This window comes from Paenibacillus protaetiae (assembly GCF_004135365.1).
Taxonomy (GTDB): Bacteria; Bacillota; Bacilli; order Paenibacillales; family Paenibacillaceae; genus Paenibacillus_AP; species Paenibacillus_AP protaetiae.
This window is the reverse complement of the sequence record NZ_CP035492.1, coordinates 1320658-1344903: the sequence shown is the minus strand read 5'-3', so window position 1 is coordinate 1344903 and position 24246 is coordinate 1320658. Positions and strand designations below refer to the sequence as shown.

Here is a 24246-nt window from a genome sequence, read left to right as displayed (position 1 = left end):
ATGAATCTATTCATTTTCAATCCGAGCCTGTTTCCGATATAATAGAATCATTCCAATTTTCGCCAAATGTATCGACAAAGGAGCTGGCATCATGTCGTTTCGTACGGTTCAACAGCTGGCTGACAAGTTAAAAGCTAACGTCGGCCAGGTTATGGTAGGGAAAGAACAAACGGTAGATTTGCTGTTTATCGCATTAATTACTTCCGGCCATGTGCTGCTGGAGGACGTTCCCGGAACGGGCAAAACGATGCTTGCGAAGTCGGTGGCTAGGTCGCTGCAGCTTCAGTTCAAGCGCGTGCAGTTTACGCCGGATTTGCTTCCTTCCGATTTGAGCGGCATTCATTTTTTTAATCAAAAAGAAAGCGCTTTTGAGTTCCGGCCTGGCCCGCTGTTCACGAACTTGCTGCTGGCGGATGAAATTAACCGGGCGACGCCGCGCACCCAATCCAGCTTGCTGGAGTGCATGGAGGAGCGCCAAATTTCCATCGACGGCGAAACGACGGCGCTGGAGAGGCCATTTATGGTTATCGCCACGCAAAACCCGGTGGAGCATCAAGGCACATATCCGCTGCCGGAAGCACAGCTCGACCGGTTTTTGTTTAAGCTGCAGATGGGATATCCGACGAAGGAAGAATCGGTGGACATCTTGAAGCGGTTTAAAGAAACCGATCCGCTGGAGCAGCTGCTGCCGATTGCCGGAGCGGCGGAAATTGCGGAAGCGCAGCAAGCATACCGAGCTGTCAAAGTGACCGACGAAGTGCTTGGCTATTTGCTGGAAATCGTGGAAGAGACGCGCAAGCGGGATGATGTGCTGATCGGCGTAAGCCCGCGCGGCAGCCAGGCATTGCTTCGGGCGTCTCAGGTGCAGGCGATATTGCAGAGCAGGGATTACGTGACACCGGATGATATTAAAGCGATGGCGCCGCATGTGCTTGCCCACCGTCTGGCGCTGAAAGGCATTCAACGCACGCAGCAGCAAGCCGCAGCGATTATTCAGACTATTCTCAATCATGTAGCTGTTCCGGCAGAGCCGGATGCGGCGCTGCGTTAATCAATGATCGTATTTTGGTTTGCTGCTGCTGCGCTTGTCATTATTTTTATACAAGGCTGGTTGTTTAACCGGTTTGGGCTGGTCAAAGTGAGTTATACGAGGCAGTTTCAAAAGCATACTTGTTTTAAAGGGGATCAGCTGGAGCTTGTGGAACGGTTGACCAATGCGAAATGGCTGCCGCTGCCGTGGCTTCGTGTGGAGTCGCAGCTGCCGGCGGCGCTGGCGTTCCAGCATCAGGATAATTTTGTTGTAAGCAGCGGCGATCATTACCAGAACCATAAAAGCTTTTTTGCGCTGATGCCTTATACGCGCATTACACGCAAGCATCGCATCCGCTGCACAAAGCGGGGGTATTACCGTCTGGAATCGGTAACGCTTACAGGCGGTGATTTGTTCGGGATGAAGATGACGTCGAAGCGCATCCAGCTGTCGGACGAGCTGGTTGTTTATCCGACTCCGGCCCAGGTGCCGGTCTCGGAGCTGCCGTCTCACAGCTGGCAGGGCGAAATATCGGTAAGGCGCTGGATTGTGGAGGACCCATTTGTCATTGCGGGCGCGAGGGCTTACCGGTCTGGAGATACGCCCAAGCAGGTGAACTGGAAGGCGACAGCCCGCACCGGTACGCTGCAGTCGCATCAGTACGATTTTACAGCGGACCGGAAACTGATGATTTATTTGAATGTAGAAGATCATGAAGAGATGTGGCGCGACGTCAAAAATTTCGATTTGATCGAGCAGGGCATCGAATGGGCGGCAGGTGCCGCCGAGGCGGTATGCGCGCAAGGGATGGAAGTCGGTTTTGCCGCAAATATGCCGTTTGCGGGAGATGAAGCCGTTGCGGACAGCAGCGTTCTGATTGAACCGCGAAGCGGCGGCGGACAGCTTCTTGCGCTGCTTGATGCGATGGCGAAGCTGGAGCTGGAACGCACGGAACAAATGTCGGACATGCTTGCCCGCGAAGCCGATCGGGGATACAGCGGCCGCGATGTGCTGATCATCTCTTCGTATTGGAATGACCGGCTGGAGCTGGAAGCGCAGCGCATCCGCCGGACAGGCAACGCGGTTGCCGTATGGCTGCTGGAACAGGATGGACAAGCGGCTGATTCCGAAGATGCAGCCTGCGGCCATAAAGGCGGTGCGTCGGCATGAGCAAGCAGGATCAACATTCGTTGCCGCGTCTTGGTAAAGCGGTTTTGCACGGCTGTATCGAGCTGCTGTTTTATTTGCCTATACCGCTCATTGCGGCGTTATACGCATTGGACAGCCGCATCATCGCGTTCGTTTGGCTGTTTACACTGCCCGTTGTATACATGGTCGGGTATGCGGCAGGGATGAATATCAAGTCAAGCCGGCGCGTGACGCGCTGGTTTGGCGCCGCGGCGCTTGGCGTCTTGCATGTGTACGCCCTGCTGCTTATTCAAGGCGGATCCGGGTACATTGCGCTTGCGCTCGCTTTGTTTGGGGCTATAGCCGCTTACAGGGGGCTTTTGACCGGATTTGCCAATGGGGATTACCCGTTCCAATCAGGAGTAATGGTTGCGGGCATACTGATCCATATGGCGGCGCAGGTTGCGCGCCTCGGGCTGGACGAGCTGAAAAACTGCGAATCACTGCTGACGGTTACCGGCATTGCATCCGTTATCGTTTATTTCTTTATGATGAACGGCCAGCTGGTTAACGGGGAAAGCGATACCGGCTCCGGACGGTCCGGAACTGCCATGAGGTTGTTTAAACGGCAAAACCGTTATTTAACGGCATTCATTGTCATCATCATTACAGCAATTGGCTTGTTCCGCGTCTGGGAACAAATGATCGAAGATGCGGTCAAACGGCTCGTCCACCGCATCGTGCAATGGTTGTCGCGTCCGGGAGACTCCCCTCCTCCGACGGCTGAACCTGCGAATAATATGCAGCCGCAGCTGCCGGAAGACAAACCTTCAGTACCTCCGCATTGGCTTCAGGTGCTGGAGCATGTGCTGAAAATCGCGGGTACGGTGCTGGTCATCCTGGCAATTTGCGCGGCTTTGTTTTATATCGGGCGCTACGTGTCCCGCTGGCTGAACAAAAGTTTAAGCCGGTTGATGGAAAAGCAGCGTGCGAAGGAAGCGGATGATCAAGGGTATGAGGATGAGGTAGAAAGTTTAATGTCGTTAACCAAGTGGTCGGATCAGCTGAAGCAGAAGCTGCGCAGCATGGCGCCCGGACGGAACGAAGGCCGTGCATGGGATAGCCTGTCCGGAGCGGAACGTGTCCGCTTGCTGTACAATCTGCGGCTGAGGGGCTATATGAAAAAAGGATATCCGTTTAAATCCTATTTGACGCCCAAAGAAACGGCTTCTGATCTGGAAGCATGGCGCAGCACGATGAAAGCGGAGGAACGCGCGTTATTTAAGCTGTACGAGCAGGTGCGGTACGGTGAAGCGAGTCCGGAACGCAGCGAAACGGAACCGTTAAAACCGCTGCTGGACAAAGAGAAATAACAAGCGGAAAAAAGGCTGCTAGCGAGGCGGAGAACCCGCTTGCAGCAAACAAGGCGCCGGACTTGTTTGCTGCAGGCTGGACACTTCGCTTCATAGCAGCCTTTTTTATAGGATCGCGGCCTCTTAATGGCCGTGAACCGCCGCAGCCCCAAAACCGGAACAAGCCGGCTTCGTCTACTTGGACGCTAGGCTTTGGTTTTGCAAATACTGCGCGATTTTTCGCCCGTGGAAACGGCCGGACTCGATAAAAATTTCGTTTGCTTCGTAACGCGAAGCCACAACGCCGGCAATAAACAAGCCCGGAATGTTCGTCTCCATCGTTTCATCGTTAAAATACGGGAAGCCTTCTTCCGTAATGATAATTCCCGCATCAATCATAAATTGCCGGTCGGGATGGAATCCGGTCAGCGCCAGCACAAAATCGTTGTCCAGCTTCTCCGTATTTCCATCCGGCTGCTTGATGGTAACCGACCATTCGTCGATGGCGGCAACCTGCGACTGGAAACGCATTTGAATAAGGCCTTTGTTTACCTTCGCTTCAATGGTTGGGCGCACCCATGGCTTAATGCTTCTGGAATACGTCTCGCCGCGGTATATGATAGTGACTTTAGCGCCTACGCGCTCCAGCTCAAGCGCGGCGTCAATAGCCGAGTTGCTGCCGCCGATAATCGCGACATTCATGCCGGTATACGGATGGGCTTCGCGGAAAAAGTGGGTCACTTTGTCCAGCTGTTCGCCCGGGATGCCCAAATAGTTCGGATGGTCAAAATAGCCGGTTGCAATGATGACATGATTGCATTCGTACACTTGTTGTTTGCCGGTCCGGTCGGTACTCTCCAGCGTAAAGTAACCGTCATGCCGTTTAATGCCGTTAACGGTTACGAAGGCATGGACACGCAGCTCATGGCGGAGCGCGGCAGTACGGTAATAATTAAGCGCCTCCAGCCGGGAAGGCTTCTCGTTAGCCGTTGTAAACGGAATATCGCCGATTTCCAGATTTTCGGGAGTGCTGAAAAAATTCATATATGTAGGGTACATTGAAATCGAATGCGCAATATTGCGCTTCTCAATAATAAGCGGGTCGAATCCGGCACGTTTCAAGTCAATGGCAGCGGCGATTCCGCATGGTCCTGCCCCAATAATGATGATTTGCTCTCTTTGCAAGTGAATCATTCCTCCTATCCCGTTTATTGTACAGCGGGACACGAAACGTGGCAAATTTGGCTAATGGCTCTCTTGTACAAGAGTTTGAATATTGTATAATAGGATGAAACCTTTTAAAGCAGGAGGAGGAACATTCAATGCGACGGCGATTTGTAATTGAAGCGGTGATGGTGGCGTCGTACGGACATCTTCTTGTTCCTAGCCGTCCGGTAGATTATGTATTGCCTTACTCCTCTGTTCTCGAATTATATGAGATGCGAGACGGCGGGGCGCCGGTTATGGAAGATCCTGAAGATGACCGCCACGTTAAACATATAATCGGGGAGCTGATCGCCTTTTTCGAGGAACCGCTCAACCGGAAAAAAATCGAAAAAGCGATGCAGGTTCCTTGGCGGGAAAGCGCGCCGCTGCTGCTGAGCGATATGATCCAGTTTACCGTTGTACATGCGGTAGACAACGCGCAATACGGAGAGTTGTTTGACCCGATCGAAACGGAACTTCTGCTGACCGGCATGAAGCTGGATATTCCGCTTTTGTCCGATCAGTTTGAATATGAGGACCGGCTTGTCGAAGCGGGAGTGCCGGTTCAAGTATACGATATAGAAGATTTTGAGTTTGCAGTAGAAGAAGGCATATTGTCCGACGACATGTCGATCACGTAAAACAGCAGGATGATAGGAAGAAGAGGCCGCAGCTGACTAAATGTCGGCTGTGGCCTCTTTGCGCCGGTCGATCGCTTGCGCCATCGTTTTATCCGTCAAATGAGCATAGATTTGAGTCGTTTCCGGTGAGGCGTGCCCAAGCTGTTCTTGCGTTTTATAAATATCATTGTTCAAATAATAATCGGTCGCAAAGGAATGGCGAAGCTTATGTACGGATAAGAAAGGTTTGCCGAAACGTTTCGCATATTTGATGACCATTTCCTGAATCGCCCGTTTCGTCATGCGCGCGCCTTCTTTTTTTCCGTTGGCGATGGCAAGGAACAGCGCTTTTTCCCGTTTCGGCGCGTGATAACGCGTATCGCGCAGCTGCAGGTAGATTTCCAGGTCATCCACCGCATCCTGACGGAAATAAACGGGGGTTTTGAAGGTGTCGTCGTTTTTGCCTTTCCGGTATACATGGACCAGCTTTTTTTTTAAATCGACATCGTCAATGTTCAAATTGACAAGCTCCGACACACGCAGGCCGGAATGAAGGATTAAGCTGATGATGCAAGTATCTCTCTCTTTATTTAAATTATACGCGTACATCGCTTGCTTGTTTTTGGCGACATCATGGCTGTAGCCGTCTTTCAAATACGCCATAAATTCCGTAATTTCTTCCTCCTGAAGCAGCTTGCCTTCGAGTTTGGCGGCCGTATCCTTCGGCTTATGCGTCCGCTTGATGGCGACCTTCGCCATGACGTTCCGTTTAAGCAGCGGATAAAATTCCTCATCCTCGGCAATTTGGCTTAAATAATGGAACAGCGACCGCAGCGACGACAGCTTGCGCGTAATCGTCGTACGGCTGTTGCTGTGCGCCTGGTTCGTGGCCAGAAACATTCTGAAATTATCTATGGCATCCATATGGAGCTTTTCCAGTTCGACCAGCTCCACTTCCCTAATGGACTTAGCCTCCGACAAGCCTTCCGCCAATAACCAGCCTAAAAAAATTTCATAATCCCGCACATATTCCAGCAAAGAGGAAGGGGATAAATCCGGCAATTTGTAGCTGATGAATTTTTCGATATACCAAGGCATGGACGGAATCTTTTTCTCCAGCTCCTGCCTGTCTTTGATCTTGATTACGTTCATGTCCTCACCCCGCATTATGGTGCAGCCTCTTCAGGCTGTTTTCTACTATATTGTACCAACGAACAGGCAGATTGGCTAATCGGATAAGCATAATTTTGAATGTCCAAGCAAATTAGCAATTAAATGTAATTTCTGTATTCGGGTTACATCTGTCCGGAAACTGTGCTAGTATGTGATCTAGTATTTGGAGGGTACGAGACCAGCCAACGAATTGAGGCGGTGCAACACAAGCTGTATTGCCGCCAGGATAAGGAGATTGAACTCGACCATGAGGAGAAGCAGGCTTATACGCAAGTGTACAGCCTACTTATTCGTTCTAGTATTATCGCTTGGATTGCCTTTGCATACGATTCAGGCTGCGCCGATTACGGTGCCGGCCGGAACGCATCTTTTGAATAAGAGCAGCAATACTTGGGTTGAGGCTGCGCTGGATGAACGGGTGATTACGTTCAGCCAGTCGTTGGCGAGCCAAGCTTATGAACAATATAAGAAACAAATGGAACGAATAACGAAGCTGAAAAAAAGCAAGCCGGTTCATGCAGCCGTACAAACGGCTGTGGTGAAGCAGGCGAAACAAAGCAACGCCGGGATCGCAGTCAGCGAAAGAGAGCTGAATCTGCTTGCGCGCATTATCTATGCTGAATCCCGCGGCGAACCGATGCTCGGGCAAATTGCAGTAGCGGCGGTTGTATTAAACCGCGTTCAGGCCAAAGGATTTCCCAAAACAATCGAAGGCGTGATCGAGCAGCCGCGCGCGTTTACGGCCGTCGATGACGGGCAATATAATTTGCAGCCGGATTCCGCTGCCTATGAAGCGGCAATTGAAGCTTTGAAGGGCAAAGATCCTACAGGCGGCGCGCTTTATTATTTTAATCCGCAGACGGCCACCTCGAAGTGGATATGGTCCCGCAAGCAAACGATCAAAATCGGCAGGCATATTTTTGCGAAATAACGAATAAGACATGAACGTTCCCGGCTTAACGGGTACGGCTCATGTCTATTTTTTTGTTATAATGATAGGAAAGAGCTGGAAGCGGCGCTGCTGCAGCCAGGCATTGGCAAGATGGTTTTTTATTATACGCAAAAGGGAGGACAGCGCATGGCATACCGGTTTGGGCCAATGGACCTCACTCATGCGAAGCAAATATTGGACTGGACATACGACCCTCCTTATCATTTATATAGTTTGGAGGCCAGTGAGGAGGATCAGGCCGAGCTGTTGAATGGCGCTTATTATTATGCGGAATCGGATAGCGGCGAACTGACGGGGTTCTTTTGTGTCGGAAGCTCCGCAAGAGTGCCCGGCGGATATCCGCTTGGCATCTATGCAGGGGACGATTGTCTGGATATCGGTTTTGGTTTGCGCCCGGATTATACCGGACGGGGACACGGGCCGGAGTTTATCCGCCAGGTAATGCGATATGTCGATGCGGAGTATCGTCCAACCAAACTCCAGCTGGTGGTAGCTTCTTTTAACCGCAGGGCGATACGGGCTTATGAAAAAGCCGGGTTTTATCCGATCGGCGCTTTTTACAGCATGATTGGGGATCAAATGCTTGAATTTGTGGCGATGAGGCGGCATCAGATTCAGCCGGTTCTGGAAACCGGTCATCTGCTTTTGCGGCCGCTGCGCGCAAGCGACGCTGCGGCGCTTCTTAAACTGCAGGCCGACGCCCTGATGCGAATCGGGCCGAAAGCGCAGGGAGCGCATGGCGATGACGAGGCTGCTGCGATCGAGCAAATAAGCAATTGGAGCAGCCAGTTTTGTGCCAAACGCGATTTTTATTGGGGAATAACGGTCAAGTCTGCGGATGTGCTGATTGGTGTAATCGGTTATAACGGTTTGCAGCCGGAACGGGAGCATGCGTCCATCAGCTGCCGGCTTGGCGGTACCGGTATGAACCGGTTCGCTGCCGAAGCGATACGGGCGGTTGTCTGTTACGGGTTGGCGGAACTCGGTTTGGAGACACTGGGCACGTATGCCGCTGCAGATGACTTGATCGTGCATGCTATTTTGGAATCGGTTTCTTTTGCAGAGGCAGCCGGCGTTGTCCCGGCAGCTTCATCGGATCAGGCAGTTCACTATTCGATAACCGGCGAGCTGCTGGAGCGGTCCGTTCTTGCGGCAGCGTATACGCTTCGTTATGGCGCATTCGGAGCTGCGGCCGGACAACAACCAGGCAGGGGGAGTCATGAAGGATGAAGGATACATATGTACTGGCGCTGGATCAGGGAACTACAAGCACGCGCGCGATTTTGTTCGATCAGCTTGGAGTGCCGCAAGCTTCCGTGCAATTGTCCGTAGACGGGCTGTTTCCGTCACCCGGCTGGGTGGAACAGGATGCGGATCAGCTGTGGGAAACTTCCAAGACGGCCATAGCGGAGGTAATTCGAAAACAAGGCGTGACAGCAGCGCAAATCGCCGGCATCGGCATTACCAACCAACGGGAAACGGCAATTGTATGGGACCGTGTGACCGGCAGGCCGGTCTATCACGCTATTGTGTGGCAATCCCGCCAGTCCGATGCTATTTGCGGCCAGCTGAAAGCAGGCGGGCATGAGCCGTTAATTCGCGAACGTACCGGACTTTTAATTGATCCTTATTTTTCGGGCACCAAGGTGAAGTGGATTCTGGATCACATCGATGGAGCGCGGGAGCTGGCCGAGCAGGGCCGGCTGCTGTTCGGCACGGTAGACAGCTGGCTCATTTGGAAGCTGACCGGCGGCAAGGTTCATGCCACAGACTATTCGAATGCTTCGCGTACGCTGCTGTACAATATTTTCGAGCTGCGGTGGGATGAAGAGCTGCTTGAACTGCTTCAAATACCGGCGTCCATGCTGCCTGAAGTTAAACCGTCTTCCGGGCTGTACGGTTATACCGAGCCGGAGCTGTTCGGCGGCTCGATCCCGATTGCCGGGGCTGCAGGCGACCAGCAGTCCGCTTTGTTCGGCCATTCCTGCTTCAGCAAAGGCGAAGCCAAAAACACATACGGAACCGGCTGCTTTATGCTGATGAATACGGGGGAAGCGCCTATCCGATCGGATCAAGGTTTGCTGACGACGATTGCATGGGGGTTGGACGGGCAAATAACATATGCGCTGGAAGGAAGCGTATTTGTAGCCGGATCAGCGGTACAGTGGCTGCGCGACGGTCTTGGACTGATCGGAACGTCGGCCGAAAGCGAAGAACTGGCATCCTGCGTGCAGTCTTCCGAAGGCGTTTATGTCGTTCCGGCATTTGTCGGGCTCGGCACGCCTTATTGGGACAGCGAAGTGCGCGGCGCCGCATTCGGCATGACGCGCGGCACAACGAAAGCGCATTTTGTCAGGGCAACCTTGGAATCCATTGCGTATCAGACCAAAGATGTGCTGGATGTTATGGAAGCGGCTGCCGGCTTTCAGCTCCGCTCGCTGCAAGTAGACGGAGGCGCGACGCATAATGGGCTGCTGATGCAATTTCAGGCCGATCTGCTGGACGTTCCGGTCGAACGTCCTTCTGTTTCAGAAACGACAGCGGTGGGAGCGGCTTATTTGGCCGGGCTTGCTGTCGGCTACTGGCCGGATTGCGAAGTTATCCGCAAGCTTCAGCATAAAGAAAAAACATTCCGGCCTTCGATGCCGGAGCAGCAGCGCAAGGAGCTGTATGCCGGCTGGGTCAAAGCGGTGAAAGCAGCGGCCGCATTCCGTTAACCGATGGGACTAAAGGAGTGTAAAGCGTATGGGCGAATGGCAGCAAACCGGCAGCAACCGTAAAGCCGGATCGGCAGAGTTTAACCTGCGGCAGCGAGAAGCTTGGCTGGACGGCCTCGCCTCCGGCCGCATCTATGACCTGCTCGTGATCGGCGGGGGCATTACCGGCGCAGGGATTGCGCTTGACGCCCAGCTTCGCGGGCTGCGGACGCTAGTCGTTGAGATGCAGGACTTTGCAGCAGGCACCTCAAGCCGCTCAACGAAACTTGTGCATGGCGGCTTGCGGTATTTGAAGCAGCTGGAAATCGGTGTTGTGGCCGAGGTCGGCAAAGAACGGGCAATCGTCTACGAGAACGGCCCGCATGTGACGAAGCCGGAGTGGATGCTTCTTCCATTTTATAAAGGCGGCACTTTTGGACCGCTAATGACATCGGTCGGCCTGCGGGTGTACGATTTTTTGGCTGGCGTGAAGCGTTCGGAGCGCAGAGTGATGCTGAAGCCGGAGGCGGCTGTGCAGAAGGAGCCTCTGCTGAAGCGGGAAGGGCTGCGCGGCGGGGGGTATTACGTCGAATACCGGACCGACGACGCCCGTCTGACGATAGAAGTGCTTAAAAAAGCGGTTGAACAAGGCGCGGCCGCTTTATCTTATATGCAAGCCGATTCCCTTCTGTACGACAATGGCAACATTGCCGGCGCTGTCTTGATTGACCGCCTTAGCGGGAAACGGTATGAAGCGCGGGCGGCCAAGACGGTAAATGCCGCCGGACCGTGGGTAGATACGCTGCGCGAGCTGGACGGTTCCAAGCAGGGTAAAACGATACATTTGACAAAAGGCGTACATCTGGTGTTCGATCAGTCGCGTTTTCCGCTGCAGCAGGCGGTCTACTTCGATACGCCGGATGGCAGAATGATATTTGCGATCCCGCGCGAGGGCAAAACCTATATCGGGACAACGGACACGAACTATAAGGCGGATATGGCGTCTCCGCGAATGGCGGAGGAGGACATCCGATATTTGCTGGAGGCGGCTAACGGCATGTTTCCAACCCTTAAGCTGCTGGCATCGGATGTGGAGTCAGGCTGGGCAGGCCTTCGTCCCCTTGTACATCAGGAGGGCAAAAGCCCTTCGGAAATATCACGCAAGGATGAGGTGTTCCAATCTGCAACGGGCTTGATTTCGATTGCCGGCGGCAAGCTGACCGGTTACCGTAAAATGGCCGAGGACGTCGTGAATAAGGCTGCGTCGCAGCTGGAAGCAGAAGCCGGCTGGAACCGCAAGCTTGCAGCTTGCTCCACGCGCAAACAGCCGATATCCGGCGGGGATGTCGGCGGCTCGCGCCGATATGCTGCCTATATTCGCGATGCGGCAGCTGAAGGCGTGAAAGCCGGTCTGGCGGATGCGGATGCGTTGCTAATCGCCCGCAAATACGGGACCAATGCAGCCGTGCTGTTCGGGCTCGCCTATTCGCTCCGAGAATCGGCAGTCCAATCGGGCATCCCCCTTAAGCTGCTGGCGGAGCTCGAATATGCCATCCGTTATGAGATGGCGGTTAAGCCGGCTGATTTCTGGATCCGGCGCACAGGTAATTTGTTATTTGACAGGAAACGCGTAGAAACATGGAAGGAACCGGTCCATCGCTATATGGAGCGTTTATTCGGCTGGAGCGCTGCAATGAGCACCCAATATGCCAAGGAGCTGGATGATGAACTGCATTACGCCCGGCATCCGGCTGCTGAACAATAACAACCCGTCACATTGCCGAGCGTGTATAACCGATTATGAAAACGGAAATGAAACCGAATTGCAGGAAGGGTTGCCCAATTGGTATAATACTGACCTGAAGACAGAAGGAGGCTTGTACCCATGACAGCAACCCACCGCATGATTATTGATGCCGATACGGGTATTGATGATGCATTAGCTATTTTGTATGCCATTTATGCGAAAGAAATTCAATTGGAAGGCATTACGACAACGTTCGGCAACACTGATGTCGAGCAGGCGACGGACAATACGCTTCGCCTGATTAAACTTTGCAATCCCGGGTATGAAATTCCGGTTGCCAAAGGCGCTGCAGGACCGCTGAAACGGGATTATGAAGGCCCGGTTGTTGCCGTACACGGCCATAACGGCATCGGCGATGCGATTATTCCAAAATCGGAACAGCAGCCGCTTGCGATGTCAGCAGCGGAATTTCTGGTTAGCAAAGCAAATGAAAATCCAGGCGAAATTACCCTTGTTATGGTAGGCCGGATGACGAATTTGGCGCTTGCGCTCCAGCTTGACCCGTCCATTGCCGGCAAGTTCAAGAAGGTCGTCATTATGGGCGGCACTGTACTTGCGCCGGGCAACGTTACGCCGGTATCCGAAGCGAATTTGTGGGGCGACCCGGAAGCGGCGGCTGTCGTATTTGAATCCGATGTTCCGCTTACAGTGGTTGGCCTCGATGTTACGATGAAAACCCGGCTTACTTATGAGCATTTGCATTTGCTGGACCGCCAGGCGCCGGCCGAACATAAGCAGCTCGTTCAGTTTTTGCATGATTCGCTGCGGGTCTATTTCAACTTTTACCGGGAGTCCAACTATTTCGCAGAATCCTGCCCGCTGCATGACCCGCTGGCTGTTCTGGTTGCCATTAACCCGAGCCTTGTGCAAATACAAACCTTTAAGGCTACGATCGACTGCGGAAACGGCGCTACTGCCGGCATGATCGTAACGGACCGCCGCGCACGTGCTTCACTTGGCCGGGACGTTCAATTTTGTATGGAAGTGGACGCCGACCGGGCCGTTGGCCAAATGCTGTCTGCTTGGCTGTAAAACCGCTGCAAAGGCAGGACGCACAATGAGAAGTGCTCCTGCCTTTTTTGTAAAAGGGAGATGGAGAACATGAGCGTTCAGGCAGGACAACCAAAGCTGGAGCCGTTTCAAGCGCTTGTTGTGGATAAAGAGGAGTCTGGAGCCATTCATGCCAAGCTTCGTACAGCAACGGAAGATGAGCTTCCGGAAGGAGAAGTGCTGATTCGCGTCAGCTTCTCGAGCATGAATTATAAGGACGCGATGGCGCTTCAATCCAGCCCGCTGATCATCCGGTCCTACCCGATGGTTCCGGGGATCGACTATGCCGGCACAGTCGTCCGTTCCGGTTCACCGTTATTCCAGCCGGGCGATGAAGTGATTGCCACGGGCTGGGGAGCTGGCGAGCGGCAATGGGGAGGTTATGCCGAATATGCAGTAATGGCGGCTGAACATCTGATCGCCTTGCCATCCGGGTTGTCCATGCGCCATGCCATGACGGTTGGAACGGCGGGCTTAACCGCTATGCTGTGCGTATCCGCCCTCGAGCGTCACGGCATCCGTCCGGATCAGGGCGACATTATTGTCACAGGCGCAACGGGAGGCGTCGGAAGCTTTGCCATTCTAATATTGGCGGCTGCGGGTTATTCGGTAGCTGCGGTAAGCGGAAAGCTGGAGCAAGCGGATTATTTGCATCAGCTTGGCGCCAGTTCTATCATCAGCCGGGAGGAATTTACCGCGCTTGCCGCTAAGCCGCTTGGCTCGGAGCGCTGGGCCGCCGGCATCGACACGGCGGGCGGGCAGCCGCTCGCTTCGATGCTGGCCGGTATCCGGTATGGAGGAGCGGTTGCCGCTTGCGGCATGGCTGCCGGCAATAAAGTGGAAGCTTCCATTTACCCTTTCATATTGCGCAACATTGCGCTGCTTGGCATTGATTCGGTTCATTGTCCGATGCAGCAAAGACAGGAAGCATGGCAGCGGATCAGCCGGTCGCTGTCAGCGGAACAGCTGGATTTGATCACCCGTGACATTACGCTGGAGCAGGCGCAGGAGACAGCTTCACGCATGCTGGCCGGCGGTTCGCTCGGCCGGGTGGTTGTGTCTATCCTTTAAAGAAAGAAGCCAAGCCCCCGCCATCTTAGATGGCGGGGGCTTGGCTGTAAGTAAAAGAAGATTGGCTTGTCCGATTACAGAACGCGGCGAGCGGTTTTGTAATTCTTCTTCCAGGTGCTGGAGTTAAGACTGGATATGGTTACGCCCGGCGAACCGTAGGTGTTGATCATTTTACCGTTGCCGATATAAATGCCGACATGATGGACCGGCGAGTAGAAGAAGACCAGATCGCCAACCTGCAGATTCGATTTCGATACGTATTTGCCTACTTTCGATTGCGCCAGTGATGTCCGCGGCAGTTTAACGCCAAGCTGCTTGAACACATATTGCGTAAACGAAGAGCAGTCAAAATAGCGGGTAGTGCTCGTGGACGCGCCATACTTATAAGGAGTGCCTACAAACTTTTTGCTGGTCGATACGATTTTGTTTTTTTGGCTGGTCGTTGCGGCGAACGCTTTGTCCGATACGGCCGTTATGGATGCAAATGCGACGAAACACGTAAGTGCCAAGGCTGCCAGCATTTTAAAGAGTTTTTTTTGTTTCATGGTGAGAATCATCCTTTCGCTGTTGGTGTAGGTAAAAACTCTTAAAAACACCATACCATACTACTAATCAGCCAAAGGTTTCCTCTGAGTCCAAAGGATCATATATAATGGGCATTTCACCCCAATTGTTAAAAACATATGAGAAAGTTCTCATCCTGTGATTCGGTTGAAACACCGACGACAACAAAGCCCTGCGCATCGCGCAGGGCTAATGGATGACAGCCGGCTTATGTCCGGCGCAAGGGCGGTCTAATGCAGAATAACCGGGTACAAATGCCCCTCTACTGCGAATGACGCGCTGCCTGTTTCTTCAGAAACAATAAGTACAATGGCGTCGCTTAATTCTGACATGCCCAGCGCAGCCCGGTGTCTTGTGCCGAATTTTTGCTTGTCGACGATAGAATTCGATAGAGGCAACACGGTGGATGCCGTTTCGATCCGGTCGCCTTTTACGAGAACCGCGCCGTCATGAAGCGGATTGCCGGGATAAAATATCGACTCCAGAAGCGTATGGGAGAGGGCGGCACCGATGCTGACGCCATGCCTGACCAGCTGTTCGACGGGGTCATTGCGCTCCACGACGATTAAAGCGCCTACTTTACGTTCCGATAAGTTTTGCAGCGTTGTGGAAAGCTCCATAAATTTGGACGTGTAGGGAGACAAATAGCAATTCAAATAAAACGTGCCCGCCGTGGATTGAATCCGTGAAAAATGGTGCTGGATCGTTTCAAGCGTCGAAAGCATGCAATGTTTTTCCGAGTCCATCTGGGTCAACAGCGTGCCGATATCGTCCGCAATGTTCCGAAGGCTGGTTTTGATCTGATCTCTCATGGGTGAAAAATCACAATCCTGCTGCAAATTAATCATAACTTGCCACCTTTTATTGATCGATTTCGTTGTCATTGTTTCCGCAGCGAGGCTTCGCTATACAAATTCGACCAGCATAAGCAGGTAAAGGAAGCATGAGAATTAATTAATCGTTCCGCTGCATTTATTTGCGGTACAATGGCGAACGAAAGGGTGATACGACCATGCCGACAAAAAGATGCGTGTTTTGCGATCGGATCGTGCCAGTGAAAACGAGAGGGGAATATGACGAGTATTGGGGCTGCATTTGCGCGCCTGAAGGCTCCTATTCGCTGCTGCGCGACGATTACGATTGGTATAACGGGCGTGATTATGGCGACAAGCGGACGGTATTCCCGATTATATCCGCTTACATCCGTGAATTAACCGATATCGGGCAGCCGGTGCAGCTTGCATCGGATGATTGGGATAGGATCGTCAATTCCGGAAGATGCCCGCAAACGGTTGAAGACAAAGGGGACAAGCTGCTGCATTATTTGTACCGCCAAACAAACGGCCAGGCAGCGCCGGTTGTGATGCATAAACTAGCGGAAAGCTATAATATTACGTACTCGATGAATTTGCAGGAACTGATATATATTGTGGAACAGCTGAAGGAAGGCGGGCTGCTGGAGAGAGCCGGCTCGACCTTTACGCTGACGGATAAAGGCAAACTGCGGGCGGAAGCGACGATTAACGGAAAAAGGCTGAAGCCTTGCACAGTGCTGCTTCCGGATGAATTGGAGCAGGAATGGGCCAGCGAAGTTCTGCCGAAAGTCCATCAATGCGGTTATGCCCCGCAAGTGATGGATATGGCGTCTGCAGAGGGGGATTCCGAGCTGCATCTATCCTCCAGCAAACTTGTCATTGCGGAGCTGACCGGGAATCTGCCGTCTGTCTATTGGACAGCAGGTTACGCGGAAGGGCTTCATATACCGGTTATATGGACGGTTCACCGCAGTGCGGCCGGCTCAGCTTCTAACGGCATAAGCCATATCCGTCCGATTGTTTGGGAGGATGCGAGCCAGCTCGGCGCGTTGCTCCAGCAGCGTATTCTAGCTTCTTAAACTTGGCGGGGATCTGCGCCTATAAAAAACGACGAGAATCCGATTCGGCTGAATCGGATTCTCGTCGTTTTTTTTTAAATTCCAGGTCATGTGCGGAAGCGGCGAACCGGAAGCAAGGTCAGTTCGTTGCCCAGTTGTGCTTAATAAACTCATCGCGTCCCGACTTTTCGCGGTCTTCCTTATAATGCTTCGGATTTTTTTTGTGATAATCCTGATGGTATTCTTCCGCCGGATAGAAGGTTTCCGCCGGACGGATCGCCGTTACGATCGGTTTGTCGAAGCGGCCGCTTTGTTCAAGCTCGGCTTTGGAAGCCAGTGCAGCTTCGCGCTGCTTTTCATTATGATAAAAAATAGCGGTCGTATACTGGCTGCCCCGGTCATGGAACTGCCCGCCCGCATCTGTCGGGTCGATTTGCGGCCAATACAGCTCCAGCAGTTTTTCATAAGGGAACAGCTCCGGGTCGAATGTAATTTGGACGACCTCGATATGGCCGGTTTCACCGGTTTTGACTTCTTCGTATGCGGGGTTTGCTTTATGACCGCCCATGTAGCCCGAGACAATGCCGTGAATGCCCGGCAGCTCGTCGAACGGTGTGACCATGCACCAGAAGCAGCCCCCGCCGAATGTTGCTTTTTCCATTGTGGATGCAGCTCCTATCCGTTTCTATTTCTTTGTGCCATGACTAAATAAAAATGAACCAATCCGGTTATACAGATAAATGTGGAAGCAGCGCTTGAACAAATTGTTCGAGGTATTGCTGATCCGTTTCGGAGAAACGGTTTTTGACCGGGCTGTCAATATCAAGGACGCCAAGCAGCTGCCCGTCTTTAATAATCGGCACTACGATTTCAGATTGGGATGCGGCGTCGCAAGCGATATGTCCCGGAAACAGATGCACATCTTCAACCCGTATCGTTGAACGGCTGGCTGCAGCTGTACCGCAGACACCTTTGCCTTCAGCTATTCGCACGCAAGCCGGCAGCCCTTGGAATGGGCCGAGCACCAGCTCGCCGTTTTTCCACAAATAAAACCCGACCCAATTGATTTGCTCTAAAAACGAGCCGAGCAATGCCGAAGCATTAGCCAAATTGGCGGTCAGATCGGTTTCGCCTTCCAGCAAAGCGGAAAGCTGCTTAATGACTGTATCGTATCGTTGTTCTGGCGTTCCTTCATAAGTTGTTTTTGCAAACATAAGGCAACCTCCCCGCTGGCCATTTTTCATCATGTTAAAAGTAACGGTTTCTGAAACGGAAGTCAATGAACAGCTTGACAATGTTAGTGATAATCATTATCATCTAATGTACTGAGCAGCAAGAACAGACATTTAGGAGGAAAAGCATGTTCATCAAGAAAACAACTCGCAAAAAATGGCATGGCTTTATTGCGGTGCTTGCCATTGCGGTGCTTTTGTCCGCATGCGGCAGCAACAACGCGGCCAACAACAATAATGCCGCCGGTCAATCGCCGGCTGGCAATCAAAGCACGGCTCCGGAAGCAGCCGAACGTACCGTTACGGACGGAATGGGCCATCAGGTGACGATTCCGGCTCATCCGCAGCACGTCCTTGCTTCTTATTTGGAAGATCATCTGGTTGCGCTCAATGTGAAGCCGGTAGCGCAATGGTCCGTACCTAACGGCAAGCAGGATTATTTGCAATTTGCGCTCGAAGGCGTGCCTACGATCAGCTACGATCTGCCTGTAGAGCAAGTGGCAAGCTTTAACCCGGATTTGATTATTATTGCGAACGAATCCGAAGTGCAAAACGATCTGTATGCGCAATATTCCAAAATCGCGCCTACATACGTGCTGGGCGACGAAGTGAACAAGGACTGGCGCAAAGCGCTGACAACCATTGGCGACCTGCTGGGCCAAAAAGACGAGGCCGAGCAGCTGCTTGCGCAGTATGACAACAAAGCCGAAGAAGTGAAAGAGAAGCTGCAGGAGAAAGCGGCAGGCAAAAAAGCGGCAGCCATCTGGCTTGTCCAAAAGCAGTTTTATATTGTAGGCGAGGAACAATCGAGCGGACAAGTGCTGTATAAAGACCTTGGGCTTACGCCTCCTAATGTGACGAAAGAAATTCCGGCAGATTCCAAAGCGATTTGGAATTCGATTTCGCTGGAAAAGCTGGCGCAGCTGGATGCGGACTATATTTTCCTAGTCAACAGCGATACGGATGTATCTGAAACGCTAAACAGCAAGCTGTGGCAGAACATTCCGGCCGTTAAGGCGGGGAATGTATTCCAAATTCCTGCAACGAGCAGCTGGCTGTACAGCGGTTATGTAGCAGGCGGCCAAATCATTGACGATGTTCAGAAATTTGTTCTGAAGCCATAGCACAAGACGCCCGGTCCGGCATCAACAAACCATTTTATTTATGACGGGAGAGGATGAACATGTTTGTTGTCAAACGCAACATTAAAGTTCAGCAAGGATCATCGGATAAATTGGTTGAACGGTTCGGCAGCCCCGGCATCATCGAGCAGAACGAAGGTTTTATCGACCTTCAGGTGATGGTGAAGGAAGCGAAGCGCAGCGATGAGTATGAGGAAGTTATCGTACTTATCCGCTGGGAATCAAAAGAAGCATGGAAAAACTGGGAAAAAAGCGATGCGCATGTGCAAGGCCACCGCGAAAACCGCGGCAAGCCGAAGCCGGAGTATGTCATTGAAGCCAGCCATGACGCTTATGAAGTGAAAGCAATCAAAGGCTATCGTGCGCCAGCCGCAATCTGACGCCGGCGTTCGTTACGCCTTGCATCACCTAAACCCTGGGACGTTCCGGAAGGAACAGCCCGGGGTTTTGTTATGTCCGCGATGAAATGCAGCAGACTGTTCCGGGTGCGAGCGCTGCAGTCGCCTTTGTTAAAGGATGCTGGTATAATAAGGATGAAATAGACGAACATGGATTCGTATGGAGGGATACCGGATGTCTGCTCATTATTTGGATGAAAGCTGCCATCCTTTGCTTGCGGAGTGGTTCACCGCACGTTTCGGACAGCCTACAGATGTCCAGCAGCAGGCGTGGGAAGCGATTGGCAGAGGCGAGCATGCGCTGATCGCCGCGCCTACAGGTTCGGGGAAGACACTTGCTGCGATGCTGCCTTGCCTTGACCGCATTGTGAAAGGCAAGCTGCGAAGCGAAACGCCGGCCGCCTCCCGTAAAACAAAACTTGTTTATATAACGCCGTTAAAGGCTTTGAACAACGATATTTACGATCATCTGCTTCATTTTGTGGAAGAATTGGATGCTCATGCCAAACGCAGCGGCGAGAGAAACTGGCCGGGGATCAGCGGGGCGGTTCGGACCGGCGACACGACCAGCTCCAAACGGGCTTCGATGCTCCGGCGGCCGCCCGATGTGCTGGTGACGACACCGGAGTCGCTGTATATCTTATTGACGTCGGCGAAAGGGCGCACCATGCTGGAAAGCGTGGAGATGGTTATTGTGGACGAAATTCACGATTTGGCGCCGGATAAACGCGGCTCTCATCTGTCCGTATCGCTGGAGCGGCTGGAGAAGCTTGCCGACAGAAGCATCCAGCGGATTGGCGTATCCGCAACGCAAAAACCGCTGCCGAGAGTCGCAGCGTTTCTCGGGGGCTGGGAACCGCCGGCGGATAACGGCGCAAGCGGGGCTGACTCCAAAAGCCCGGCGGGCCTGACCGGATCGGATGCTGCGGAGAAAAGTGCAGCCGGAACAGGACCACACGCCAGCGGCACCAAGCAAGCCGAAAGCGGGGCACCCATTCATCCGTTTGGCTATATTCCGCGTCCGGTCACAATTGTCGAAAGCGTGATGGATAAACAGCTTCAGGTGCGGGTTACCATGCCGGACTTCTCCCAGCCGATGAAGTCGCGCGCAGCGGTATGGGTACCGATTATGGAACGGTTATTTGCTCTGATGGAAGGCTGCCGCTCCGTTCTTATTTTTGTGAACAGCCGGCGCTTATCGGAGCGGGTATGCCTGCATTTAAATGATCATGCCGGTTACGAAATAGCCAGAGCCCATCATGGAAGCATGGCCAAGGAAATCCGGCTGGATGTCGAGCAGAAGCTGAAAGCCGGAGAGCTCCGCTGCCTTGTCGCAACTTCTTCGCTTGAGCTGGGCATCGACGTCGGTTATGTTGATCTCGTCATCCAATTGGATTCGCCGCTTGAAGCGGCTGCAGGCATTCAGCGGATCGGCAGAGCCGGGCATGCGGTGGGCGCAGCAAGCCGGGGATATATTGTAGCAAGAAACCGGGGGGCGCTGGCGGAAATCGCAGTGCTTCGCAAGCAAATTGCCGAACGTGACATCGAACCGATTGTCGTGCCCCGGAACCGGATCGACGTATTGTCGCAGCAGGTAGTGTCCATAGTTGCCTCCGGCGATATGCCTATCGGCGAGCTGTACCGGCTGCTGCTGCAAAGCGACAGTTACCGGGGCTTTCCATACTCCCGCCTGGAAGAAATGATGAAGGTGCTGGCGGGATTTTACCCGTTTGCAAGGCCGCTGCTGCATTGGAACAGAGAAAGCGGCATGTTGTCTCCCAGAAGCAATTCGTCGATTGCGGCTTGGACTGGTGCGGGTACGATTCCCACTACTTCGGCCTATCCAGTCCATCATGCCGAAAGCAGGGCTCGCCTCGGCGAGCTGGATGAGGAATATGTGCAGGAGAGCCGTGTAGGGGATGTTTTTCAGCTGGGCACCCATTCATGGATGATTACCCGTATTGACAAGGAGCGCGTATACGTTACGGAAACAGCCAACCGGTTTAGTGAAATTCCGTTTTGGCGGAATGAAGGTATCGGAAGGTCTTATGCGCTTGGCGTTAGGATTGGAGCCTTTTACCGGGAGCTGTCCGGGCGGCTGGAGCCGTACGACAGCCAAGAGCCGGCGCTTGCATCCGGGCAGGGCTGGGCTGCTGCGGAGCAGCAGGAGCTTGCGGAGGACAAGCGGAAGCTTAGCGGGATCTATGACTGGCTGGGCGGCGAATACGGACTGGACGATCAGGCGGCGCAGTCGCTGCTGTCGCTTGTGCGGAGCCAGAGACGGTTCAGCGAAATGCCGACAGACCGCAAAATGATTGTGGAGTATTACAAAGATGTGATGAACCAGACGCATGTCATCGTCCATAATACGTTCGGCAAAAGAGTAAACCGCACCTGGCTGCTTGCCATTGAGCGCCAGATGGAGCAGCTGCTGCCGTACAAAGCTTACGGTAACGCCAAAGACAACGGCATCGAATTTGTGCTGCCGGAGTGGGATGTGTCCTGGCTTTCGGTAATCGGCCATGTAACCCCGGCTAACCTCGACGAGCTTCTCGCGGAAGCTATCGCGGGATCGCCGATGCTTGCTATAGCTTTCCGGCATATTGCGGAAACCTCGCTGCTGCTGTCGTGCAGCTTCACCCGTACGCCGCTGTGGCAGCAGCGGCTGAGGAGCGAGGAACTGCTGCAAGGCGCTTTGCCTTACGCCGAACAGTTTCCGTATTTAAAGTCGGCTATGGATGACAGCCTGCACCAGTTTCTTGATGCGGAGCATTTAAAACAGCTGTTGCAGGCTGTACAGGACGGGCGAGTGGAAGTGATCATACGGGAGACGGAATATCCTTCTCCGCTAGCGTCCCAGTTTTTGGCCGATTATGTGAATTCGCGTATTTATGAAGGGGACGGTCTTGATCCTTCGACGCAGATGCAGCTGATGAATGTGAGTAAAGAACTGGCTGGCGAGTTGTTTGGCAAAGATGCGCTGAGGAGCGCTGTGCCGGAATCGGTGCTTGCGGAAGAAGAAAGGCGGATCGGAACAGCCTCATTCCCGGTCAAGGCTGCCGCCGATATGCTGAAGCTGCTGAAACAGCGGGGCGATATGAGCCTGGCTGAAGCGCTCCGGCTTGCCGGCCCCGCAGCGGCCGATTGGCTGAGCCGGCTTGAAGCGGAAGGAGAAGCGGTGTCGATTCCATTGGGCGAAGGCGGGCCAGCGGCGGAAACCAGATGGATTTGCGGGGATGAACGGGAGGTGTACCATTCGTTTCCGGAAAAGGAGACATCCGCCTCTTTTATTGTGGCGCGGTTCGCGGAGCATCGGCTTTCGTATACGGATGTGGACTTGTGCGAACGGTATCCGCAGCTTTCATTGGAGCAGTCGAGGCGCATCACCGACCGGCTGCGCGAGCAAGGACTGGTGGAACAAGCGCCGTTTGCCTCAGATCCGCAGGAACGAATATGGACAGGCAAGCAGGCGGCTGCACGGATGGTGCGGCTGTCCATGAATGAAGCCCGCAAGCTCGCTGAGCCGCTCCCGCCCATTCGCTGGTGCGCGCAGTTCGCCCGGAACCAGCATGTGCTGCAGGGCACGCAGCTGAAAGGAGAAGCCGGACTGCGGGCTGTGCTGGATACAATGCAAGGCATCTTCCTGCCGCTGCCGCTTTGGGAGACTGTCATTTTGCCTTTCCGCGTTCTGGATTACCGGCCGGCTGATCTTGATTTGCTGTGCGCGACGGGAGAAATCCTCTGGCTAGGCGCGAAGCAGCCGGGAGACAAAGAGGGGAAAGTCGCCTTCTTTTTGGCTGATAACAGGCTGCTCTACGAGCCTTATATCCGCTCGTCCGCCTCACGCGATTGTCCGCATCCCGAGCTACTGAAGCTGCTGCAGGAAGGCGGCGCCAGTTTCCTGACCAAGCTCAGCCGCGAGATGGACCAAGCTCCCAGCGATGTGTTGGCGCTGCTTATGGATCTGGTGTGGGAAGGTGCCGTTTCCAATGACCAATTTGCTCCGCTCCGTTTATGGACAGGCAAAAAAGGGAAGGAATGGGCGCGAAGCGGTTCCGGTCAAGGCCGCTGGTATTGGACCGGTTCGCTTGTGCCCGGCTTGGAAGGGAAGCAGGATGGCGGACGAGAGCCGCTGCGTAAAGACGGACCGGCCGGTACGGACGGCACAAGCGGCAAAGCTGGCGGCTTAAGTCCCGCAGTACCGTCCGGCCCGTCCGGCATAAGGGACGGAGCAAGCGGCCCTGGAGCATCCGGCGCGTCCGGCACACCGGAATCAAGCGCTTTGTTATGGCTGAAGCATTTGCTGCAAACTTACGGCATTGTGACAAAAGAGCTCGCTGCACAGCTGACGCCTTTTAGCTGGGAACAGCTCGTACCGCTGCTTCGCAGGCTGGAGGAGTGGGGAACAGTTACGCGCGGGCGTTTTATGGAAGGACAGGCCGGCATGCAGTTTACAACACCGGAGCTTGCTCGGGCCATGAAGGAAGCTGCAGAAGAAAGCGGCGGGCAGACGACGTTATTGTCCGCTGCAGATCCGGCTAACCCGTTTGGCCTGCTTGCCGATTGGCCGGAAGCAGAGGACTGCACCTTTGCCCGCAAGCCGGGCAATTACATCATTTTGCAGGAAGGCCGCTGGAGCTATTGGATAGAAAATAATGGGAAGCGCATATTTACTATGGACGGAAACCGGCCTGACGTCCCCGCAAGCGGCGAAGCGCTGCAGCAGCTAACGGCATTGTTGGGGCGGATGATGCGGCTGCAGCAAATGAAAAAGCTGGTAATCGACAGCTGGAACGGCGTTCCCGTTACAGAGACGCCGGCAGGGGAGCAGCTTCGAGCGCTTGGCGCAGAGGCAGACCGCAAATCGCTTGTTTTTTGGCCCAGCCGGCTGTTATAAGGCAAGTTTTCGAAGGGGAATTGCGTATTCCGTCAAACTTTCGGAAAATGCTGGG

The 24246-nt window shown here is 53.5% G+C and carries 20 protein-coding genes; 14 read left to right on the top strand and 6 right to left on the bottom strand.

The genetic code is table 11. The features are described 5' to 3' along the window. Window positions 1-91 precede the first annotated feature (91 nt). Genes ET464_RS05975 through ET464_RS05965 form a run of 3 tightly spaced genes read left to right on the top strand, consistent with a single transcriptional unit; the run spans window position 92 to window position 3531 of the window. Window positions 92-1051, top strand: a complete 960-nt coding sequence (locus tag ET464_RS05975; protein ID WP_129439143.1) for an AAA family ATPase — start codon at window positions 92-94, stop codon at window positions 1049-1051. A gap of 3 nt (window positions 1052-1054) precedes the next feature. Then, entirely contained in the window at window positions 1055-2200 is a 1146-nt protein-coding gene (locus tag ET464_RS05970) for a DUF58 domain-containing protein (protein WP_129439141.1), read from the top strand. Then, complete coding sequence (locus ET464_RS05965; RefSeq protein WP_129439139.1) at window positions 2197-3531, top strand: hypothetical protein; 1335 nt, start codon at window positions 2197-2199, stop codon at window positions 3529-3531. The genes ET464_RS05970 and ET464_RS05965 overlap by 4 nt, the downstream gene beginning before the upstream one ends. A 174-nt stretch (window positions 3532-3705) precedes the next feature. Here ET464_RS05965 and ET464_RS05960 read toward each other — a convergent pair whose 3' ends face one another. Continuing rightward, a complete protein-coding gene (locus ET464_RS05960; protein ID WP_129439137.1) occupies window positions 3706-4704 on the bottom strand; it encodes a YpdA family putative bacillithiol disulfide reductase in 999 nt (332 codons plus the stop codon). Between the two features lie 128 nt (window positions 4705-4832). On the opposite strand from ET464_RS05960, the gene ET464_RS05955 reads away from it, so the two are divergent. Then, window positions 4833-5357, top strand: a complete 525-nt coding sequence (locus ET464_RS05955) for an ADP-heptose synthase (protein ID WP_129439135.1) — start codon at window positions 4833-4835, stop codon at window positions 5355-5357. A 36-nt stretch (window positions 5358-5393) separates the two neighbouring features. Here ET464_RS05955 and xerS read toward each other — a convergent pair whose 3' ends face one another. Further along, the gene (gene xerS / locus ET464_RS05950) at window positions 5394-6488 is read right to left on the bottom strand and encodes a tyrosine recombinase XerS (RefSeq protein ID WP_129439133.1); all 1095 of its coding nucleotides are present in this window, start codon (window positions 6486-6488) and stop codon (window positions 5394-5396) included. A 268-nt stretch (window positions 6489-6756) separates the two neighbouring features. On the opposite strand from xerS, the gene ET464_RS05945 reads away from it, so the two are divergent. The 6 genes from ET464_RS05945 (at window position 6757) to ET464_RS05920 (ending at window position 14085) form a co-directional block, all read left to right on the top strand. After that, complete coding sequence (locus ET464_RS05945; protein WP_244226689.1) at window positions 6757-7440, top strand: cell wall hydrolase; 684 nt, start codon at window positions 6757-6759, stop codon at window positions 7438-7440. 147 nt (window positions 7441-7587) lie between these two features. Further along, window positions 7588-8691 carry a GNAT family N-acetyltransferase gene (locus ET464_RS05940; protein WP_165279922.1) on the top strand — a complete coding sequence of 368 codons (1104 nt, stop codon included), beginning with the start codon at window positions 7588-7590 and terminating at the stop codon, window positions 8689-8691. Continuing rightward, on the top strand, window positions 8688-10178 hold the full coding sequence (gene glpK / locus ET464_RS05935) for a glycerol kinase GlpK (protein ID WP_129439129.1): 1491 nt from the start codon (window positions 8688-8690) through the stop codon (window positions 10176-10178). The genes ET464_RS05940 and glpK overlap by 4 nt, the downstream gene beginning before the upstream one ends. A gap of 28 nt (window positions 10179-10206) precedes the next feature. Next, entirely contained in the window at window positions 10207-11922 is a 1716-nt protein-coding gene (locus ET464_RS05930) for a glycerol-3-phosphate dehydrogenase/oxidase (protein ID WP_129439127.1), read from the top strand. Between the two features lie 120 nt (window positions 11923-12042). Beyond that, the gene (locus ET464_RS05925; protein ID WP_129439125.1) at window positions 12043-12996 is read left to right on the top strand and encodes a nucleoside hydrolase; all 954 of its coding nucleotides are present in this window, start codon (window positions 12043-12045) and stop codon (window positions 12994-12996) included. 69 nt (window positions 12997-13065) lie between these two features. Next, entirely contained in the window at window positions 13066-14085 is a 1020-nt protein-coding gene (locus tag ET464_RS05920) for an oxidoreductase (protein WP_129439123.1), read from the top strand. Between the two features lie 74 nt (window positions 14086-14159). Here ET464_RS05920 and ET464_RS05915 read toward each other — a convergent pair whose 3' ends face one another. Together ET464_RS05915 and cdaS are read right to left on the bottom strand one after the other, a co-directional pair. Continuing rightward, window positions 14160-14630: a C40 family peptidase gene (locus tag ET464_RS05915; protein WP_129439092.1), complete on the bottom strand. Its 471-nt coding sequence runs from the start codon at window positions 14628-14630 to the stop codon at window positions 14160-14162. A 249-nt stretch (window positions 14631-14879) separates the two neighbouring features. Then, a complete protein-coding gene (cdaS, locus tag ET464_RS05910) occupies window positions 14880-15497 on the bottom strand; it encodes a sporulation-specific diadenylate cyclase CdaS (RefSeq protein WP_129439090.1) in 618 nt (205 codons plus the stop codon). Window positions 15498-15661: 164 nt separating this feature from the next. On the opposite strand from cdaS, the gene ET464_RS05905 reads away from it, so the two are divergent. After that, window positions 15662-16543: a hypothetical protein gene (locus ET464_RS05905; RefSeq protein WP_129439088.1), complete on the top strand. Its 882-nt coding sequence runs from the start codon at window positions 15662-15664 to the stop codon at window positions 16541-16543. A gap of 118 nt (window positions 16544-16661) precedes the next feature. On the opposite strand, the gene msrA is transcribed toward ET464_RS05905, so the two are convergent. Together msrA and ET464_RS05895 are read right to left on the bottom strand one after the other, a co-directional pair. Continuing rightward, window positions 16662-17183, bottom strand: coding sequence for a peptide-methionine (S)-S-oxide reductase MsrA (msrA, locus tag ET464_RS05900; RefSeq protein ID WP_129439086.1), 522 nt, complete (start codon window positions 17181-17183; stop codon window positions 16662-16664). Window positions 17184-17250: 67 nt separating this feature from the next. After that, window positions 17251-17736, bottom strand: a complete 486-nt coding sequence (locus tag ET464_RS05895; protein WP_129439084.1) for a GAF domain-containing protein — start codon at window positions 17734-17736, stop codon at window positions 17251-17253. Window positions 17737-17882: 146 nt separating this feature from the next. On the opposite strand from ET464_RS05895, the gene ET464_RS05890 reads away from it, so the two are divergent. The 3 genes from ET464_RS05890 to ET464_RS05880 all read left to right on the top strand — a co-directional run bounded on the left by ET464_RS05890 (window position 17883) and on the right by ET464_RS05880 (window position 24191). Then, window positions 17883-18878, top strand: coding sequence for an iron-hydroxamate ABC transporter substrate-binding protein (locus ET464_RS05890; protein ID WP_129439082.1), 996 nt, complete (start codon window positions 17883-17885; stop codon window positions 18876-18878). Between the two features lie 59 nt (window positions 18879-18937). Beyond that, window positions 18938-19276 carry an antibiotic biosynthesis monooxygenase gene (locus tag ET464_RS05885; protein WP_208543901.1) on the top strand — a complete coding sequence of 113 codons (339 nt, stop codon included), beginning with the start codon at window positions 18938-18940 and terminating at the stop codon, window positions 19274-19276. Between the two features lie 193 nt (window positions 19277-19469). Beyond that, window positions 19470-24191, top strand: a complete 4722-nt coding sequence (locus tag ET464_RS05880) for a DEAD/DEAH box helicase (protein WP_129439078.1) — start codon at window positions 19470-19472, stop codon at window positions 24189-24191. The last annotated feature ends 55 nt before the right edge of the window (window positions 24192-24246 follow it).

Excerpts from the sequence above, each read along its gene's own strand:
- cdaS (WP_129439090.1), bottom strand. The coding sequence starts at position 15,497 with ATGATTAATTTGCAGCAGGATTGTGATTTTTCACCCATGAGAGATCAG.
- ET464_RS05970 (WP_129439141.1), top strand. The coding sequence starts at position 1,055 with ATGATCGTATTTTGGTTTGCTGCTGCTGCGCTTGTCATTATTTTTATA.
- ET464_RS05930 (WP_129439127.1), top strand. The coding sequence starts at position 10,207 with ATGGGCGAATGGCAGCAAACCGGCAGCAACCGTAAAGCCGGATCGGCA.
- ET464_RS05940 (WP_165279922.1), top strand. The coding sequence starts at position 7,588 with ATGGCATACCGGTTTGGGCCAATGGACCTCACTCATGCGAAGCAAATA.
- ET464_RS05945 (WP_244226689.1), top strand. The coding sequence starts at position 6,757 with ATGAGGAGAAGCAGGCTTATACGCAAGTGTACAGCCTACTTATTCGTT.
- ET464_RS05975 (WP_129439143.1), top strand. The coding sequence starts at position 92 with ATGTCGTTTCGTACGGTTCAACAGCTGGCTGACAAGTTAAAAGCTAAC.
- ET464_RS05955 (WP_129439135.1), top strand. The coding sequence starts at position 4,833 with ATGCGACGGCGATTTGTAATTGAAGCGGTGATGGTGGCGTCGTACGGA.
- ET464_RS05920 (WP_129439123.1), top strand. The coding sequence starts at position 13,066 with ATGAGCGTTCAGGCAGGACAACCAAAGCTGGAGCCGTTTCAAGCGCTT.
- xerS (WP_129439133.1), bottom strand. The coding sequence starts at position 6,488 with ATGAACGTAATCAAGATCAAAGACAGGCAGGAGCTGGAGAAAAAGATT.
- ET464_RS05895 (WP_129439084.1), bottom strand. The coding sequence starts at position 17,736 with ATGTTTGCAAAAACAACTTATGAAGGAACGCCAGAACAACGATACGAT.
- ET464_RS05925 (WP_129439125.1), top strand. The coding sequence starts at position 12,043 with ATGACAGCAACCCACCGCATGATTATTGATGCCGATACGGGTATTGAT.
- ET464_RS05915 (WP_129439092.1), bottom strand. The coding sequence starts at position 14,630 with ATGAAACAAAAAAAACTCTTTAAAATGCTGGCAGCCTTGGCACTTACG.
- ET464_RS05880 (WP_129439078.1), top strand. The coding sequence starts at position 19,470 with ATGTCTGCTCATTATTTGGATGAAAGCTGCCATCCTTTGCTTGCGGAG.
- ET464_RS05960 (WP_129439137.1), bottom strand. The coding sequence starts at position 4,704 with ATGATTCACTTGCAAAGAGAGCAAATCATCATTATTGGGGCAGGACCA.
- ET464_RS05905 (WP_129439088.1), top strand. The coding sequence starts at position 15,662 with ATGCCGACAAAAAGATGCGTGTTTTGCGATCGGATCGTGCCAGTGAAA.
- ET464_RS05890 (WP_129439082.1), top strand. The coding sequence starts at position 17,883 with ATGTTCATCAAGAAAACAACTCGCAAAAAATGGCATGGCTTTATTGCG.
- ET464_RS05965 (WP_129439139.1), top strand. The coding sequence starts at position 2,197 with ATGAGCAAGCAGGATCAACATTCGTTGCCGCGTCTTGGTAAAGCGGTT.
- ET464_RS05885 (WP_208543901.1), top strand. The coding sequence starts at position 18,938 with ATGTTTGTTGTCAAACGCAACATTAAAGTTCAGCAAGGATCATCGGAT.
- msrA (WP_129439086.1), bottom strand. The coding sequence starts at position 17,183 with ATGGAAAAAGCAACATTCGGCGGGGGCTGCTTCTGGTGCATGGTCACA.
- glpK (WP_129439129.1), top strand. The coding sequence starts at position 8,688 with ATGAAGGATACATATGTACTGGCGCTGGATCAGGGAACTACAAGCACG.